At 52.8% G+C, this 16,897-nt stretch carries 17 protein-coding genes, 1 tRNA gene and 1 pseudogene; 18 read left to right on the top strand and 1 reads right to left on the bottom strand.

Annotated elements, in window-relative coordinates; all coding sequences use genetic code 11:
- The first annotated feature begins 212 nt into the window (after positions 1 to 212).
- The 18 genes and pseudogenes from lepA (at position 213) to yajC (ending at position 15,678) form a co-directional block, all read left to right on the top strand.
- Positions 213 to 2,024: a translation elongation factor 4 gene (gene lepA, locus ACTQ3V_RS11915; RefSeq protein ID WP_441467699.1), complete on the top strand. Its 1,812-nt coding sequence runs from the start codon at positions 213 to 215 to the stop codon at positions 2,022 to 2,024.
- Positions 2,021 to 3,193, top strand: a complete 1,173-nt coding sequence (hemW, locus tag ACTQ3V_RS11910) for a radical SAM family heme chaperone HemW (protein ID WP_441467698.1) — start codon at positions 2,021 to 2,023, stop codon at positions 3,191 to 3,193. The genes lepA and hemW overlap by 4 nt, the downstream gene beginning before the upstream one ends.
- Before the next feature lie 60 nt (positions 3,194 to 3,253).
- On the top strand, positions 3,254 to 3,523 hold the full coding sequence (locus tag ACTQ3V_RS11905; RefSeq protein WP_373164674.1) for an ACT domain-containing protein: 270 nt from the start codon (positions 3,254 to 3,256) through the stop codon (positions 3,521 to 3,523).
- Between the two features lie 16 nt (positions 3,524 to 3,539).
- Positions 3,540 to 4,898, top strand: a complete 1,359-nt coding sequence (locus ACTQ3V_RS11900) for a PFL family protein (RefSeq protein WP_441467700.1) — start codon at positions 3,540 to 3,542, stop codon at positions 4,896 to 4,898.
- A gap of 127 nt (positions 4,899 to 5,025) precedes the next feature.
- Complete coding sequence (locus tag ACTQ3V_RS11895) at positions 5,026 to 5,865, top strand: sigma-E processing peptidase SpoIIGA (RefSeq protein ID WP_441467697.1); 840 nt, start codon at positions 5,026 to 5,028, stop codon at positions 5,863 to 5,865.
- 14 nt (positions 5,866 to 5,879) lie between these two features.
- Complete coding sequence (gene sigE / locus ACTQ3V_RS11890; protein WP_441467696.1) at positions 5,880 to 6,581, top strand: RNA polymerase sporulation sigma factor SigE; 702 nt, start codon at positions 5,880 to 5,882, stop codon at positions 6,579 to 6,581.
- A 72-nt stretch (positions 6,582 to 6,653) separates the two neighbouring features.
- Entirely contained in the window at positions 6,654 to 7,145 is a 492-nt protein-coding gene (locus ACTQ3V_RS11885) for a GNAT family N-acetyltransferase (protein ID WP_441467695.1), read from the top strand.
- Positions 7,146 to 7,286: 141 nt separating this feature from the next.
- Positions 7,287 to 7,574: pseudogene (locus ACTQ3V_RS11880) on the top strand (sigma-70 family RNA polymerase sigma factor); the annotation flags it as partial.
- Positions 7,575 to 7,652: 78 nt separating this feature from the next.
- Positions 7,653 to 8,939, top strand: coding sequence for an amidohydrolase (locus tag ACTQ3V_RS11875; RefSeq protein ID WP_441467694.1), 1,287 nt, complete (start codon positions 7,653 to 7,655; stop codon positions 8,937 to 8,939).
- Positions 8,940 to 8,953: 14 nt separating this feature from the next.
- Positions 8,954 to 9,772, top strand: a complete 819-nt coding sequence (locus ACTQ3V_RS11870) for a purine-nucleoside phosphorylase (RefSeq protein WP_441467693.1) — start codon at positions 8,954 to 8,956, stop codon at positions 9,770 to 9,772.
- An 87-nt stretch (positions 9,773 to 9,859) separates the two neighbouring features.
- A tRNA-Pro gene (locus tag ACTQ3V_RS11865) sits at positions 9,860 to 9,936 on the top strand.
- Positions 9,937 to 10,323: 387 nt separating this feature from the next.
- Positions 10,324 to 10,800 (top strand): PTS galactosamine transporter subunit IIB, encoded by a 477-nt coding sequence (gene agaB / locus ACTQ3V_RS11860; RefSeq protein ID WP_441467692.1) that lies wholly within the window; start codon positions 10,324 to 10,326, stop codon positions 10,798 to 10,800.
- A 34-nt stretch (positions 10,801 to 10,834) separates the two neighbouring features.
- On the top strand, positions 10,835 to 11,659 hold the full coding sequence (locus ACTQ3V_RS11855) for a PTS mannose/fructose/sorbose/N-acetylgalactosamine transporter subunit IIC (protein WP_441467691.1): 825 nt from the start codon (positions 10,835 to 10,837) through the stop codon (positions 11,657 to 11,659).
- Positions 11,649 to 12,650, top strand: a complete 1,002-nt coding sequence (locus ACTQ3V_RS11850) for a PTS system mannose/fructose/sorbose family transporter subunit IID (protein ID WP_441467690.1) — start codon at positions 11,649 to 11,651, stop codon at positions 12,648 to 12,650. Before ACTQ3V_RS11855 ends, ACTQ3V_RS11850 begins: the two co-directional genes overlap by 11 nt.
- A 178-nt stretch (positions 12,651 to 12,828) precedes the next feature.
- Positions 12,829 to 13,461: a hypothetical protein gene (locus ACTQ3V_RS11845; protein ID WP_441467689.1), complete on the top strand. Its 633-nt coding sequence runs from the start codon at positions 12,829 to 12,831 to the stop codon at positions 13,459 to 13,461.
- 29 nt (positions 13,462 to 13,490) lie between these two features.
- Positions 13,491 to 13,919 (top strand): PTS galactosamine/N-acetylgalactosamine transporter subunit IIA, encoded by a 429-nt coding sequence (gene agaF / locus ACTQ3V_RS11840; RefSeq protein WP_441467688.1) that lies wholly within the window; start codon positions 13,491 to 13,493, stop codon positions 13,917 to 13,919.
- Positions 13,920 to 14,033: 114 nt separating this feature from the next.
- Positions 14,034 to 15,215: an SIS domain-containing protein gene (locus ACTQ3V_RS11835; RefSeq protein ID WP_441467687.1), complete on the top strand. Its 1,182-nt coding sequence runs from the start codon at positions 14,034 to 14,036 to the stop codon at positions 15,213 to 15,215.
- Between the two features lie 187 nt (positions 15,216 to 15,402).
- Complete coding sequence (gene yajC, locus ACTQ3V_RS11830) at positions 15,403 to 15,678, top strand: preprotein translocase subunit YajC (protein WP_441467686.1); 276 nt, start codon at positions 15,403 to 15,405, stop codon at positions 15,676 to 15,678.
- Between the two features lie 22 nt (positions 15,679 to 15,700).
- Here the strand turns inward: yajC and ACTQ3V_RS11825 are convergent, their stop codons facing one another.
- On the bottom strand, positions 15,701 to 16,876 hold the full coding sequence (locus ACTQ3V_RS11825) for an AraC family transcriptional regulator (protein WP_441467685.1): 1,176 nt from the start codon (positions 16,874 to 16,876) through the stop codon (positions 15,701 to 15,703).
- Between the last annotated feature and the right edge of the window lie 21 nt (positions 16,877 to 16,897).

Raw genomic sequence — 16,897 nt, 5'->3', positions numbered from 1 at the left:
CACAAAGCAGCTTGCTGTCCATAACCGCTGCTCCAATAACTTTCCCATGAGGCCTCTGGGTTGGCTTTCTCCTTTAGAGTTCTCTGTCCAATATGTTTGACAAACCTACAAGCCGCAAGGCGGCAAACCGGAAAAGAACGCTTGTGAGACGGGCGGGAACGTGCTATAATATTTCCATATTGCTATTATGGAACAGATAAGGAGCTTTCGGGGTGAAAAATCGCGAGCAAATTCGTAATTTCTCCATTATTGCGCATATTGACCATGGCAAGTCCACGCTTGCCGACCGCCTGCTCGAGCAGTGCAAGGCGGTATCTCAGCGCGAGATGGAAGAGCAATTACTCGACAACATGGATCTGGAGCGCGAACGCGGCATCACGATTAAAGCACGCGCCGTGCGCATGGAATATGAGGCGGACGACGGAAAAACCTATGAGATGAATCTCATTGACACACCGGGCCATGTTGACTTCAATTACGAGGTCTCCCGCTCGCTGGCTGCGTGTGAGGGTGCGCTGCTGGTTGTGGATGCGGCGCAGGGCATTGAAGCGCAGACATTGGGCAACACCTATCTTGCAATTGACGCGGGGCTGGAGGTTGTGCCGGTCATCAATAAGATTGACCTGCCGGCCGCGGACGCGCCGCGCGTCAAGCAGGAGATTGAGGATATCATCGGCATCCCGGCGGAGGATAGTCCAGAGATTTCCGCGAAAATGAATATCAACATCCATTCCGTGCTGAAGCGTATCGTATCGGATATACCCGCGCCGACGGGCGACCCGGACGCGCCGCTGCGCGCATTGATCTTTGACAGCCAGTACGACCCCTATAAAGGCGTTATCGTCTATATGCGTCTGATGGAGGGCTGCATCCGTCCGGGTATGAAGGTCAAAATGATGGCGACCGGAGCGACGTTTCAGGTGCTCGAATGTGGTTATATGCTGCCGCTCGGGCTGTCACCGCAGCAGGAACTGCGCGCGGGCGAGGTTGGTTACTTCACTGCGTCCATCAAGACCGTATCCGATACCCGCGTAGGCGATACGGTCACCGAGGCCGACCGTCCGACGGCGGAGGCTCTGCCGGGATATCGCCCCGCGCGGCCGATGGTGTTCTGTGGTATTTACACCGAGGACGGCTCCAAATACCCCGATCTGCGCGATGCACTGGAGAAATTGCAGCTCAACGACGCGGCGCTGTCCTTTGAGCCGGAAAGCTCGGTGGCGTTGGGCTTTGGTTTCCGCTGCGGCTTCCTCGGCATGCTGCACATGGAGGTCATTCAGGAGCGTCTGGAACGTGAGTTTGACCTTGATTTGGTCACGACACTGCCAAGTGTGGTCTATGAAATCGTCAAGACTGACGGCACGGTCGTTCAGTGTGACAACCCGCATGACTATCCCGATCCGGGTCTCATTGAAGAGGCGCGTGAGCCGTTCGTCAAGGCGACGATCATGACGCCGCAGGAGTATGTCGGCAACATTATGCCGATGTGTCAGGAGCGACGCGGCGTATTTAAGGATATGCAGTATCTGGATGCCAATCTGGTTGAGCTGCACTATGAAATGCCGATAAACGAAATTATTTACGACTTTTTCGACGCACTTAAGGCGCGTACCCGCGGCTATGCTTCGCTCGATTACGAGTTCCTCGATTATCGGCCAAGCGATTTGGTCAAGGTGGATATGCTGCTCAACGGCGATCAGGTAGACGCGCTCTCGTTCATTGTGCATCGTGAAAAGGCTTACAGCCGTGCGCGCCGCATCTGCGAGAAGCTCAAGGAAAATATCCCGCGCCAGCTGTTCGAGGTACCGATTCAGGCAGCAATCGGCGGCAAGGTCATCGCGCGTGAGACGGTCAAGGCGATGCGCAAGGACGTGCTGGCCAAGTGCTATGGCGGCGATATTACACGTAAGAAGAAGCTGCTGGAAAAGCAAAAGGAAGGCAAGAAAAAGATGCGTTCGCTTGGTACGGTGCAGATTCCGACCGAAGCGTTCATGGCGGTTTTGAAGCTGGATGAGGAATCATGAGCAAATTCAGTTATAATAATCGGCCTTTGGGGCTGTATCTGCACATTCCGTTCTGTGCAAAAAAGTGTGCCTACTGTGATTTTTATTCCGTGACCGACATGGATTTGATGAAAAACTATGTTTCGGCGCTGTTAATGCACATCCGCGAATACGGAAAAACGTGCAGCGGCTATACGGTGGACACCGTGTATGTCGGCGGCGGTACGCCGACCTGTCTGGGACCAAAGTATCTTGGCCGCATCCTGCAGGAGGTGCGCAACAAATTCCCGCTTGCGGATGATGCGGAGATCACGGTCGAGTGCAATCCGGAGAGCACGGATAAAAAGGTGCTGGACGCGATGAAAAAATATGGTGTCAATCGCCTGTCCTTTGGCGTGCAGTCCGCACAAGAGGATGAACTGGGCCGTATCGGGCGTATTCATACGTTTGAGCAGGCCAAAGCGGCGGTGGATTTGGCGCGGGAGAAGGGCTTTGATAATATCAGCCTCGACCTGATGTACGGCCTTCCAAATCAGACACAGGAAAAATTTGTTAGTTCGGTCGAGCAGTGTCTGGCGCTCGGGCCGAAGCACCTGTCGTGCTATGGCTTGAAGCTCGAGCCGGCTACTCCGATGGGGCGCGAAAACCCCGTTCTGCCGGACGATGACGCGCAGGCGGATACTTATCTTGCCATGTGTGACCTGCTGCGCAAGAACGGGTTTGAGCATTATGAAATCTCAAACTTTGCCAAGCCCGGCTTTCGCTCGCGGCACAATGCAAAGTACTGGGATTTGTCCGAGTATCTGGGACTTGGGCCGGGGGCACATTCGTTCATGAATGGTCGCAGGTTCGAGTTTGCAAGGGATATCAAAGCATATATAAACGGCGAGGATATCCTGCGTGACGAGGACGAGGTGCCAACCTTCCAACGGCAGGGCGAATACCTGATGGTGCGCCTGCGCACAGCGGAGGGTGTGGATTTCATCGAACTGGAAAAACGGTATAATATCGACTCAACGCCGTATGAGGAAGCGTTTCGCAGCCTGATGGGGCAGGAGCTGGTTGCGCATCAAGGGGCCCGCTGGTATCTGACCGAAAAGGGCTTTCTGGTGTCCAACAGCATCATCAATACCATCGTCGAGGCAGGGCAGGAACAGATGGAATCATCTGCGCCGCCGGTGTTCCGGTAAAAGACCGGCTGAAAGTTTGTTATTCCTAAAAAACATATAAAAAATATTGGAGGAAAAAGTATGCGCGCAGTCATCACGGTGGTCGGTAAGGACCGCACCGGCATCATTGCCAGAATTTCCGAGACGCTGTACAAGCATGAGGTCAACATCGTTGATATTTCGCAGAATGTCATGGAGGATATGTTCGCCATGGTCATGCTGGTCAATATCGACAAGTGCACGGTGGACTTCACCCAACTGGCGGATGTTCTGGACAAGGACGGCGAAGCGCTCGGCATGAAGATTCACACCATGCACGAGGATATCTTCGACGCGATGCACAAGATTTGAGGTGCCGTCCATGTCAATGATCAATACCAAGGACATTTTGGAAACCATCAAGATGATCGAGGAGGAGCACCTCGATATCCGTACCATCACCATGGGTATCTCGCTGCGCGATCTGGCCAGCGAAGATATCAATGTGCTGGCGGACAAGGTGTATGAGAAGATCACTCGCCGCGCGGAGAAGCTGGTTTCCACGGGCGAGCAGATTGAGCGGGAACTCGGCATCCCGATCATCAACAAGCGGATTTCGGTCACGCCTATCGCTATGATTGGCGCGGTGACAAATGCAAACAGCTATGTGCCGCTTGCCAAGGCGCTTGACCGCGCGGCGAGTGCGACCGGCGTTAACTTTGTCGGCGGATTTTCCGCACTGGTGCAAAAGGGCTTTGCCAAAGGTGACGAAATTTTGATAAACTCCATCCCAGAGGCGCTGGCCGAGACCAATCTGGTTTGCTCGTCGGTCAATGTTGCGTCCACCAAGGCGGGCGTCAATCTGGACGCCATCGGCCTGATGGGCCGCATCATCAAGCAGACCGCAGAACTGACAAAGGACAACGATTCGATGGGCTGTTCTAAGCTTGTCGTGTTCGCTAACGCGGTGGACGACAATCCGTTTATGGCGGGCGCGTTTCACGGCATCGGTGAGCCGGAGACCGTTATCAACGTCGGCGTTTCCGGTCCGGGTGTGGTGCAGTCGGCTATCCGCCGCGCGGGTGACTGCTCTATCAACGAGGTGGCTGAGGTTATCAAAAAGACCGCGTTCAAGATTACGCGTATGGGTCAGCTCGTCGGTGCAATTGCCAGCGAGCGGCTGGGCGTGCCCTTCGGCATTGTCGACCTGTCTCTCGCGCCGACTCCGGCGATTGGCGACTCGGTTGCGCGTATTCTGGAGGAAGTCGGCTTGGAGGTCTGCGGCAGCTGCGGTACGACGGCCATTCTCGCCATGCTCAACGACGCGGTCAAGAAGGGCGGCGTTATGGCGTCCTCGTCGGTCGGCGGCCTGTCAGGCGCATTCATCCCTGTCTCTGAGGATGAGGGTATGATTGCAGCGGCGGCTTCCGGCGCGCTCACGCTCGAAAAGCTCGAAGCGATGACCGCGGTCTGCTCGGTCGGTATCGACATGGTTGCGGTGCCGGGCGATACTACAGCAGAGGTTATCTCCGGCTTGATTGCAGACGAAATCGCCATCGGCGTGGTCAACTCCAAGACGACTGCCGTGCGTGTCATTCCCGCCATTGGCAAAAAGGTGGGCGATATGGTCGAATTTGGCGGCTTGCTGGGCTCTGCGCCTATCATGCCGATTGCAACCGGTTCCCCGGCGAAGTTTATTCATCGCGGCGGTCGCATTCCGGCTCCTATCCAGAGCCTCAAGAACTAAATACGGCGCTTCAAGGCCGCACATCGGACCAAACCGGTGTGCGGCCTTTTTGCGTGCTCGACACGGTGCACATTCGGCAAATATTGTGCGCATACTGTGATAAGATGTAGGTCAGCGGAGGTGGTCTATGGTTGTATATCTGGATGTGCTGTTCGCAGTCAATGTGTTGATGGACGGGGCGAGCCTGCTTGCGGCGGCGGCGCTCGGCGGTGTGCGTGTCGGACGCGTCCGGTGGTTGGCTGCGGCTGTGCTGGGCGGTGGGTATGCAGTGCTGGCGGCGGTCGTGCCAATGTTTGCGGCGTTTCCGCTGCGCGTTCTGATGGGTGTCGGCCTATGCGCCGCCGCATTCGGCGGTAAGCCTGCCTTTGCACGGGTATGTGCGCTGTATTTTGTGGTTGCAGCATCCTTTGCAGGACTTGCGGCAGCGCTTGGTGCGGCAACCGGACGAAAGTTGCTGTTCGGCGCGGGGTATTACGTTGCCGTGCCGTTTCGTGTGCTGCTGCTGGCAGCCGCTGTGGGTTATGCGCTCAGCGGTATTCTGCTTCGCGGGGATGCGCTGCATGGTCCGCTGCGCCGAGAGGTGGAGCGGTTGACCATCCGATTTGACGGACATGCGCGCGAAGTGCGGCTGTTACACGACACAGGAAACAGCTTGGCGGAGCCGATATCCGGTCGTCCGGTGCTGGTGCTGGGACGGGAGGCGGCATGCAGCCTGCTGGACGAGGAAGTAAAACGGGCATGGATGCAAACAAAGGATGCTGCCGCTTGCCTGGCCGCGCTGCCGTCGGAAACAGCAGGTCGGTTTGGATTACTGCCGTACCGGGCGGTCGGCGTGGAGAGCGGGCTGCTGCTGTATTTCCGCCCGGACAGTGTGCAGCGCGCAGATGGTACGACGCTTGACTGCGTGTGCGCTGTTGGGCCGGACGGTATTGGACAGGGAGCATATGATGGGCTGATTGGGGTTTGAAAGGAAGGATACATATGGTACTGAAATGGATTATGCAGGCGCTTGCGCGGCTATGGCAACGGCGTGCGGTTTACTACATTGGCGGCAGTGAGGTGCTGCCGCCACCACTCTCGCCGGAGGAGGAACAGGCGGCGGTCGAGGCCTGTCAGGCGGGGGATGAGCAGGCGCGCAATAAGCTGATTGAGCATAACCTGCGGCTGGTGGTTTTTCTCGCGCGTAAATTTGAATCCGCGGCGGTCAGTACGGAGGATTTAATCTCGATTGGTACAATTGGATTGATCAAAGCGGTCGGCACCTATCGCAGCGATAAGAATGTGAAGCTGGCAACTTATGCTTCGCGCTGCATTGAAAACGAGATTCTGATGCACCTGCGCAAGCTGGCGGGACGGAGAACCGAGGTTTCGTTTGACGAGCCGCTATCCTCGGACTGGGATGGAAACGAGCTGCTGCTCAGCGATATCCTCGGCACCGAGCCGGACAGCGTGATGCGTCCGATTGAGGACGATGTGGACCGTATGCTGGTGCATCACGCGCTCGAGCGCCTCCCGGCGCGTGAGCGGCAGATTATTTCACTGCGCTTTGGGTTGGGCTTGCCGGAATCTATGACGCAGAAAGAGGTGGCGGAGCTGCTGGGCATTTCGCAGAGCTACATATCCCGTCTGGAAAAACGCATCATTGCACGCATGCGCAAGGACATTCTGAAAAACTTTGCATAGGGGGTCACGCTTGCATGCGCGGATAAAATGCGGTACAATAGAACCGCAAAAGCAAGTGGGAGCGTGTGTGCCATGCAGGTGGAAATCAGACAGTACGGGAAGCAGGATGCGCAGCAGGCGGCTGCGGTTTGGAACGAGGTTGTGGAGGAAGGCGTCGCTTTCCCACAGACCGAACTGCTGGATGCGCAAAGCGGTCATGTATTCTTTTCTGCGCAGTCCTTTACAGGCGTTGCGCATGATGCGGAAAACGGCGAAATGGTCGGGCTGTACATTTTGCACCCGAATAATGTCGGCCGGTGCGGGCATATCTGCAATGCAAGCTATGCGGTCAAGGGCAGTCTGCGCGGTCAGCATATCGGAGAAAAACTCGTACTGCACTGCATGAGCAAGGCAAAAGAACTGGGGTTTGGTATTTTGCAGTTCAATGCCGTGGTGAAAACCAATGAACCTGCGCTGCGCCTGTACAAAAAACTGGGCTTTCAGCAGCTTGGTGTCATTCCGGGCGGTTTCCGCAGGAAGGATGGCACATTCGAGGATATCATCCCGCATTATCATTTGCTGTAGGAGCGCCATAAAGCATATAAACGGGAAAAAGTGTGTCGAAGTATGACGTTCGGCAAAATATTTCGTCGGTATATTCAGCCCGCCCGCAGGGGAAAATCCTGATAGACGCACATCGGGTGCACAGGACGGGAGGGATTTTCCATGCAAACCAAAGTAGAGATTTGCGGGGTGAATACATCGGGGCTTCCGACGTTGTCGGCGGCAAAGACGGATGAATTACTGGTGCGTGCCGGAAAAGGCGACAAGCAGGCGCGGGATGAACTGATTCGCGGCAATCTGCGGCTGGTGCTGTCGGTGATTCAACGCTTTCAGGGACGTGGTGAATCGCCGGATGACCTGTTTCAGGTAGGCTGCATCGGGCTGATGAAATCTATCGACCACTTTAATACCGAGCTTGGCGTGCGTTTTTCCACCTATGCCGTGCCGATGAACGTGTATTAGGGAAAACCCTCCAAGTAGAAAAGAAGAGACTGTGAAAGCCCTGAGAGAAAGACAAAGGAGAAACAAATGTTATTCTGCAATATTGACCTTTTGGATGAGAATTTTGCGCTTTGCCGGGGACAATACGTTGGTGTGAAGGACGGCCGCATTGCGTACATAGGGGAGACGGAGTCGCAGGAGGACTACGGTGAGCGCTATGACGGTCGTCATCGTTTGCTATTGCCCGGTTTTTATAATGTGCACAGTCACGCACCGATGACGCTGCTGCGCGGCTATGCGGAAAACCTGCCGCTGCAACGCTGGCTGAACGAGCGCGTGTTCCCATTTGAGGACCGGTTGAGCGACGAGTCGGTTTATTATGCCACGCAGCTGGCCATTGCAGAAATGCTGGCAAGCGGCACGGTGTCGTTTTCCGATATGTACTTTTTTCTGGACGGCATGACAAAGGCCATCTTGGAGAGTAAAATCAAGTGCAACCTCAGCCGCGGGCTGACGGTGTTCGATGACAGCGCCTATGAGCAGACAGCCGCCTATCAGGATAATCTGCGCCTGCTGGGTGAATGGAATGGGGCAGGGGACGGTCGGCTTGTCGGTGACCTGTGTATTCACGGAGAGTACACCTCGACGCCTAAGGTGGTCGAGGCGGTTGCGGCACATGCAAAAGCAAGCGGTGCGCGGATGCACATTCATCTGTCCGAGACGCAGGCTGAGCATGAGGAATGTAAACAGCGTCATGGTATGACACCGGCGGCATACATGCAGGCGCGTGGGGTGTTTGACGTGCCGACAACAGCAGCGCATTGTGTCTGGCTGGAAGGGGAGGACTTTGAGATTCTCCGTTCGCATGGCGTGACGGTGGCCTGCTGTCCGGCGAGTAACCTTAAGCTGGCGTCCGGCTACGCAAATATTCCGCAGCTGCTGGATGGGGGCATCAATGTAGCGCTTGGTACGGATGGCGCAGCATCGAACAACAATCTGAATATTTTGCAGGATTTGTATCTATACGGCGTGGTTTATAAAGGCTATTACCGCGACTCTACGCTCATTACACCGGCGCAGGCACTGTACGCGGCAACACGCGCGGGAGCGCTGTCGCAGGGCAGAGAGGACAGCGGGCTGCTGCGTGTTGGCTGTCGGGCTGACTTGTGTGTAATTGACACGGACACACCGCAGTTTACGCCTATGACGGATGCAGCGTGCAACGTGGTTTATGCTGCACAGGGTGCGGATGTCAAACTGACCATGGTGGACGGTGAGGTGTTGTACCGCGACGGCGCCTATACCACAATTGATATTGAGCGAGTAAAGGCGGAAACACAGCGCTGCACGGATGAAATCATCCGTCGACTGTAAGAGGGGGAGACAAGATGATGACAAGAAAGCAAGTGGAGGAATCCGCAGCATACTTGCGCTCACGGCTGCCGTTTCTGCCGGAGCTTGGGCTGGTGCTTGGCTCCGGACTTGGACCTCTGGCTGAACAACTGCAGGATACCATTACGATCGCCTATGCGGAAATTCCGCATTTCCGGATTTCGACTGCGCCCGATCATGCGGGTCGGTTGGTCTGTGGTATGCTTGCAGGCAGGCGCGTTATCTGCATGCAGGGACGGCTGCATGGCTATGAGGGGTACGCACCGGATGAAATCGCTTATCCGGTATATGTGATGCGCGAGTTGGGTGTGCATGCGCTCATCCTGACCAATGCGTCCGGTGGTATCAATACCGGATTTTCGGTTGGGGATTTCATGCTGATTGAAGATCATATCAATATGACCGGTAAAAGTCCCCTGACCGGGGCGAATGACGATCAGCTTGGCACACGCTTTCCGGACATGACTTTCGCCTATGCGCCCGCTCTGCGGGACAAAGCGCAGGCGGCGGCCGATGCGTGCGGACTGACTCTGCGCCGCGGCGTATACTGTGGAGTTAACGGGCCGCAGTTTGAAACACCGGCAGAGATTCGTGCATTTCGTGCGCTGGGTGCGGATGTGGTTGGGATGTCTACCGTGTTTGAAGTCATCGCGGCTGCGCATTGCAGTCTGCCGGTGGTTGCGGTGGCAATGATCACCAATATGGCGGCAGGGGTATTAATGCAGCCCCTCTCCGGCGCAGAGGTTAACGAGATTGCTGCACGGCGGGGGGCAGACTTCCGACGTCTGATTACAGCCCTCGTGGAAAAAATCTGAAAAATCGCAAAAAAGATATTGACAGAAGCGGTACTGCGCGATATAATATAAAAGCTGTCACGATTGAGTGCTTGAGTGACAGCGAATCGAGGTGTGGCTCAGCTTGGTAGAGCGCTTCGTTCGGGACGAAGAGGCCGCAGGTTCAAATCCTGTCACCTCGACCATCTGAAAAAGCCGACGGCATATGCCGTCGGCTTTTTGCACTTTTTAACAGAAAAAGATTCTGCTGGAAAATTGTTCAAACAAAAATGACGGCAAGATTGTTAACATTTTAACCCATTTTTGTTCGTTTATCCTGCATAGGTGGACGAAAATGTACAGTGTCCTCAAAGTGAGGACAAGTGTCCTGTGCGTTTTGGCCAAAATGACCAAATCAAAAATGCAAAAAAACGGATAAAAAGTGCAAATTCATTAAAACCATTTTCTGATAGAATAAAATTGTAATTTCGAGGATGCATTTTATCATTCCCAGATGAAATGTTTCCGATTTGTGAAAGAGAGGGGAATTAGTCAACACAGCCAATGCAAATACTGGAGAAAGGGGAAGGTTTATGCCAGATATTGTATTAACGAGAATCGACAACCGTCTGATTCACGGACAGGTCGCAACCCAGTGGTGCGGCGTTGTCGGGGCCAATCTGTTGCTTGTTGCAAATGATGCTGTATCGACTGATGAATTCCGTCAGGGTTTGATGAACATGGCTGCGCCGTCTTACGCGCAGACTCGCTTCTTCTCGATTGAGAAGACCATCAACATCATCGGTAAGGCATCGCCGAATCAGCATATCGCAATCATTTGTGAAACGCCGCAGGACGTCCTGAAATTGGTTAAAGGCGGTGTACCGATTAAAAAGGTGAACATTGGAAATATGCATATGGCGGATGGGAAACGCCAGGTTGCAACTTCCGTCGCAGTAAACGATGATGATGTAGCATGCTTTAAACAGCTGCAGGCGCTGGGTGTGGAGCTCGAAATTAAGAGAGTTCCGGATACGCCCGCGGAGAATATCGAAAAATTATTTAAGTGATATTTACCCGAAAGCACCTGGAAAGGAGTAAGTAATGGAAATTACCATCATCCAGGCGATCTTGGTCTTTGTAGTAGCCTTTATCATGGGTATCGACCAGTTCAGCTTCCTGGAATCTTTGTATCAGCCGATCGTAACCTGCCCGCTCATCGGTGCTATCCTTGGCAATTTTGAGCTTGGCGTAGTTGTCGGCGGTTCTTATCAGCTCATTCAGATCGGTTCTATGCCGATCGGCGGCGCTCAGCCCCCCAATGCAATCCTCGGCGGCATTATGGCTACCGTATTTGCGGTTTCGCTCGGCATGGAAGCTACGCCGGAAGGCGTTGGCGCTGCGCTGGGTCTTGCAATTCCGTTTGCGGTATTCGGCCAGTACGCTGTTACCCTGACCTTCACCATCATGTCCGGTATGATGGCTAAGGCTGACAAGTGCGCGGAGAACGCAGATGTCAAGGGTATTCGCAACATCAACTTCATGGAAATGGCAATCCTCGGCACGTTGTTTGGCCTGCTGGCTGTTGCCGGTCTGTATGGCGGCTCCGCTCTCGGCCAGACGCTGCAGGACTTCTCGTTCCAGTTCTCTTGGGTCATGGCAGGTCTCGACGCTGCTGGTGGCGCAATGAAGTTTGTCGGCTTCGCAATCCTGATGAAGGTTATGATGTCCAACGAAATGTGGGGCTTCCTGCTGGCTGGCTTTGCTATGGCACTGCTGTGCAGCGCTAATGCCACCACCGCTGGCGCAACCCTCATTCTGTGCGCATTTGTAGGTGCTGCGATCGCGATCTATGACTTCTCGATCAACACGAAGATCAAGGCGAATGCTGGCGCTGGAAACATGGGAGGTGACTCGGATGGCATATAATATTCCCGAGAAATATCAGGATCTGACACCGGCTCCGCAGGTGGACAAAAAGACCCTGAATAAGATGGTTTGGCTGTCCTGCTTCCTGCAGGCATCCTTCAACTACGAGAGAATGCAGGCTTGTGGCTGGCTGTGGGGCATGCTCCCCGGTCTTCAGAAGATCCACACCAACAAGGAAGACCTCAAGGCTTCCATGGCACATAACCTGGACTTCCTGAATACCCACCCGTTCCTCGTAACGTTCGTTATGGGCATCGTGCTTTCTCTCGAGCAGAACAAGGCTGATACCCAGACGATCCGCTCTGTACGTATTTCTGCTGCTGGCCCGCTCGGCGGCATCGGTGACGCACTGTTCTGGCTGACGCTGGTTCCGATCACTGCAGGTCTGACGGCGAATATCGCCCTGCAGGGCAATATCCTCGGCGCAATCCTGTTCCTGATCATCTTTAACGCAGTGCAGTTTGTCGTTCGTTTCGGCCTGATGTACTGGTCTTATGGTCTGGGCACCAAGGCAGTTACCATGCTGACCTCGAGTGCAAAGGAGTTCACCCGTGCGGCGAGCATCCTCGGCGTATTCGTAGTTGGCGGCCTGATTGCAAACTACGGCGGCACCACCGTTCGTATGATCGTTGGCGACACCCAGATCAACATCCAGTCCCTGCTTGATGGCATTCTGCCCAAGCTGATTCCGTTGCTGATCACCCTCGCCCTGTACACCCTCATCAAGAAGGGCTGGACACCGGTTAAGTGCATCCTGCTCATTCTGGTTTGCGGTATTGTAGGCTGTGCGTTCGGCATCTGGACCGGTAACTCGCAGGCAATGGATGCTGACGGCAATACCATCCCGGGTGGCTACAACCCGCTGGTTGCATGGTATGATTATCCGGAACCCGCTCCGGCTGAAAAGACTGGCCAGCAGGCTTGGGATGCTCTGACCTCGGTTGTTACCGAACTGCAGCAGTCCGGTGTGACGGTTACCATGCCCGAATAAAATAGAACAATTTGTCGAAGTGTGTGCTTCGGCAAGATAAAACGATAGGGGGAGATGGCGATTAGGATCATTTCCCCCTATTGATTGGAATGCAAAAAATCAGGTAGGTGTTTGTGTGAGTGCAATTACGGCGTCGGTCATATTTCTTTTGTTTGCTTGCTATATAGGCGTTCAGGTGGTGAAAAATTTTCAGCTTCGGCAGCTGAACAACAGTCTTGGACGCAAAGATTATGAAACAGTGGAGAAGCTGGCGGACATGCCGATGTCCCGCAGACTGCTGGGTGAATATACATGTGATCTGTATAAGCTGCGTGCCCTGTATTTGTCGCAGGATAGCGGGCGATTTGAGGAGATGCTGCATCACATGATTGCGGCAACGTATAAAAATCCGGCGGATAAGAAAAGCTTTCTCGAGCAGTATTTTCACACTTTCCTTTTGAAAGAAAACAAGAGATATGTGGATTGGCTTCTGGAAGCCATTGAGCAGACCGGGGACGAGAAACTCATACGATACACGCAGCAGGCATATGAGGTCATGATAAACAAGCGCAGCGATTTGATTGAATCAATGGATGCGCAGATTGATGCTAAACAGTATTATGGTTTTCGTTTGGGCGTAATTCTTTATATGATCGCTCGACAGTATGAGTGTCTGGGTGATGAGGAAAACGCAGGAATTAATTATCGAAGTGCAAAGGTGTGTTTTCCGCCAAAGGCTATCTATATCCCTGCGATAAGGGAGAGTTTAAAGCGATTGGGACAGCCGGAGGACATACAAGACGGAATGCGTGCGCAGGCACGCCGCCGTTGAAACAATACGATGGAGATAGGAGAAGAACAATGATCGGATTACTGGTAACGGGACACGCGAATTTCGGTTCCGGACTGACAAGCTCACTGAATTTGATTGCCGGCGAGCAGGAAAATTATAAATGTGTGGATTTTCTGCCGGAATACAGTCTTGAGGATTTGTCACGGGAGCTGTCCAAGGCGATGGATGAGCTGAAGGACTGCGAAGGGATTTTAGTATTCTCCGACTTGCCGGGCGGTACTCCGTTCAAGACGGCGGTTGAGGTTGGCTTTCCGCGTGGCAATGTAAATGTGATTGCGGGAACAAATCTGCCGATGATGGTGGAGATTGCTATGTCGCGCAAGTTCATTGATGATTTAGAAACGTTGACACAGGCCGCACTGGACACTGGCAAGGATCAGATTGTTAAATACGAATTTAAGAAGGTTGAGCAGCAGGAGTCGGACGACGGTATCTAAGATACTGTTTGTCAAGGCATTGCTGCCCCCTTCACACATAAAATACATTTTGGGTCATGACCTGCTGTACGCATTGAAAATTCGCACGGCGGGCCCGAAAGGAGAAAGTTAGAAATGAATAAGATTTTTGATGTCACTGCTGATAAGATGAAGGAGACAATGTCCACCTTTACACTCAATGAAATTTATCAGCAGCCGGCAACATGGAAAAAGACCTGCGCGCAGATCAAGGCGCATAAGGATGAGCTGAAGCAGTTTATCGATCAGGTCATTGCCTGCGAGGATTTCGATGTTATTCTGACCGGCGCCGGCACCAGCGAGTTTGTTGGTAACGCATTGTTTCCGGCACTGACCGGTAAGCTTAACTATAAGGTTAAGTCCTATGGAACAACCGATATCGTTGCAACGCCGGAGGCGTATCTGTCCCGTACCAAGCCCACGCTGCTCATCAGCTTTGGCCGTTCGGGTAACTCCCCGGAGTCTGTCGGTGCGATTGATGCTGCCGAGGCGGTTTGTGACAATGTCTATCATCTGTTCGTTACCTGTAACAAGGATGGCGCGCTGTCCAAGCGTGCGGCGACAACGGATAATTGCTATGCTATCAACCTGACCGAAGAGACCCACGACCAGAGCTTTGCAATGACTTCGAGTTTTTCAAACATGTATCTGGCAACGCTGCTGTGCTTCCATCTGGATGATTTGGATAAAACGATTGCCAAGGTGGAAAAAATTATGGCAGCAGGTCAGGACTTTTTGGATGGCAAATACGGTGTTGCTCAGAAGATTGTGGATGAATACGACTTTAACCGTATTGTATACCTGGGAAGCAACTGCTTGAAGGGCTTTGCGCAGGAATCTGCGCTTAAGATGCTGGAGTTGACGGCGGGCCGTGTGGTCACGATGTATGACACGCCGCTTGGCTTCCGTCATGGCCCCAAGTCTATCATTGATGACAACACAATCACTGTGGTTTATCTGAGTGATAACGCATATACTCGTCAATATGAAGTGGATTTGGTCAAGGAAATGAGCGGCCAGCGCAAGGGTAACAAAATTGTGGCCGTTATGAGTAAGCCGGATGATGCGGTTGCCGCACTTGTGGATTACACGGTGGTTTACGACTTGGCAGATGAGAATGAGAATGCGCTGCTTGGTCTGGATGATATCCTGTTCGCGCAAACACTGGCTGTACTCAAGTCGTTGTCTATGGGCATCACTCCGGATAATCCGTGTCCGACCGGTGAAGTAAACCGTGTAGTAAAGGGCGTTACACTGTATCCCTATACCAGAGCGTAAAGCACCTGTTAAAAAACAAAAAGCATGACTACCGTATCCGATGGCATCATGTTTACACGGAGTGGTATATCATGCGTTTACCCGCGCGGCATGGGCAAAGAAAATGGGGCGGCCGCAGCCGCCCCGTTTGCATTTGCCTGCCGTGTCATACGGGAATGATTCCAAATGCAAGGAGTTTAAAAACAATATGAATTGGGAAGTTATCCTGTGGACCTGTGTAACCATTGCTGTGCTGCTGATTGTGGTGGCGCTGATCGTGTCCGTCATGTCGGCGCGCAATATGCGCAAAGGCCGCGAGCGGATGGCACAACTGCAGTCGGATATCAAAGTTGGTGCATCCATTATGTTTGCAGGAGGCATTTACGGCAAGATTGTAAAGATCAAGGACGATCTGATTGACGTGGAGGTCAGCAAGGGTGTTGTCATTCAAATTTCCCGCTATAGCATCCAGACGGCGGAATAAGGAGTAAAGGACAGATGGGCGGTCAGTTGGTTTCGCTGGCCGCAATTTCCTTTGCATATTCACTGGGAGAAAGCTCGAAATACTTTTTAAATAGCCGTGAGAAATAATGGATGGAGCTAAAACCAAGCATATCGGCAATTTCGCTGATGGTATACTGGCTTTCCCGAATCAGTTCTTTGCTTTTTTGCAGCTTGATGTTAAGCAAATAGCTTTTTGGGGAGTTATGTAAATACATTTTGAACAAGGCCTGCAGAGAGGTGCGGGACATAAAAAACTTGTGACAGATCTGCTCAATGGTGATAGGTTCCGTTACCTTCTCTTCCATGTATGCCAAAATCTGCTGAAGCAGATCGCTCTGTGAGTTCTGGTTGAGACTGAGCAGATTGTGTTCTTCGCCTAATTCATTGCAGAGCAGGCTCAGACGTGTGATGATTTCCTGCAAATGGCAAAGCATCAGCGTTTGCGCATAAGGAGCGTGCATCGTGCGCTCTTCGATGATTTTATTGAGTGCGTCGCGTAAACCATTGGTGCAATGGAATACATGGCCGAACAGAATTTGCGACTCGGAAAGATCCATGTCAAAGGATATCGATAAGTAGTTGCAGGCGCTGTCCTTGGCCAGCCGCTTGGCGTGGTCGCTGTCCGGTTTGCATAGGATGAGGTCGCCCGCGGACAGCGCACAGACTGTGTCGGCAAGCGTAACAGTCAATGTGCCGTTATGGACGTAGAGAAGTTCAAAATATGTATGGCCCGCTTGATTAAAACAGTATGCACGCTCTTCGGTGGAGTAATAGTGATCCAGGATTTCCAGAACATTGAAATGGACTGGCTGAAGCTGGAAAGTATAGGGCTGCGGCAATGTGAGTTTGGTATAGCGGTTTTCTGACGATAGGAGACAATAAGTAGCTTCATCGGAAACCGGAAAAATATTGAAGTAAACACCGGGTTTGATTTTCAAATAGTGATGGATGGGAAAGGTTTGCAGATCAACGGGATCAGGCTGGGAGCCGATTACAATCGAAGCCAGTCCGCTTATCAATTCAATGTATACGTCGCAAGGAAAGCAGAAAAGCTGCTCCATTGTTTTGGTATGCGTAAAAAACTGCATACAGGCAAGATGGTGTTTCTCCAAGTCGATCGGCTCATAATAAATCGATCCAAATTCGAGAAACCTGTCATAAAAAGATTGATTATTCATGGCGAATCCCCTATTGTCTGT

The organism is Candidatus Agathobaculum pullicola, assembly GCF_052117205.1.
Classification (GTDB): Bacteria; Bacillota; Clostridia; order Oscillospirales; family Butyricicoccaceae; genus Agathobaculum; species Agathobaculum pullicola.
This window is presented reverse-complemented; position numbering and strand designations above follow the sequence as displayed.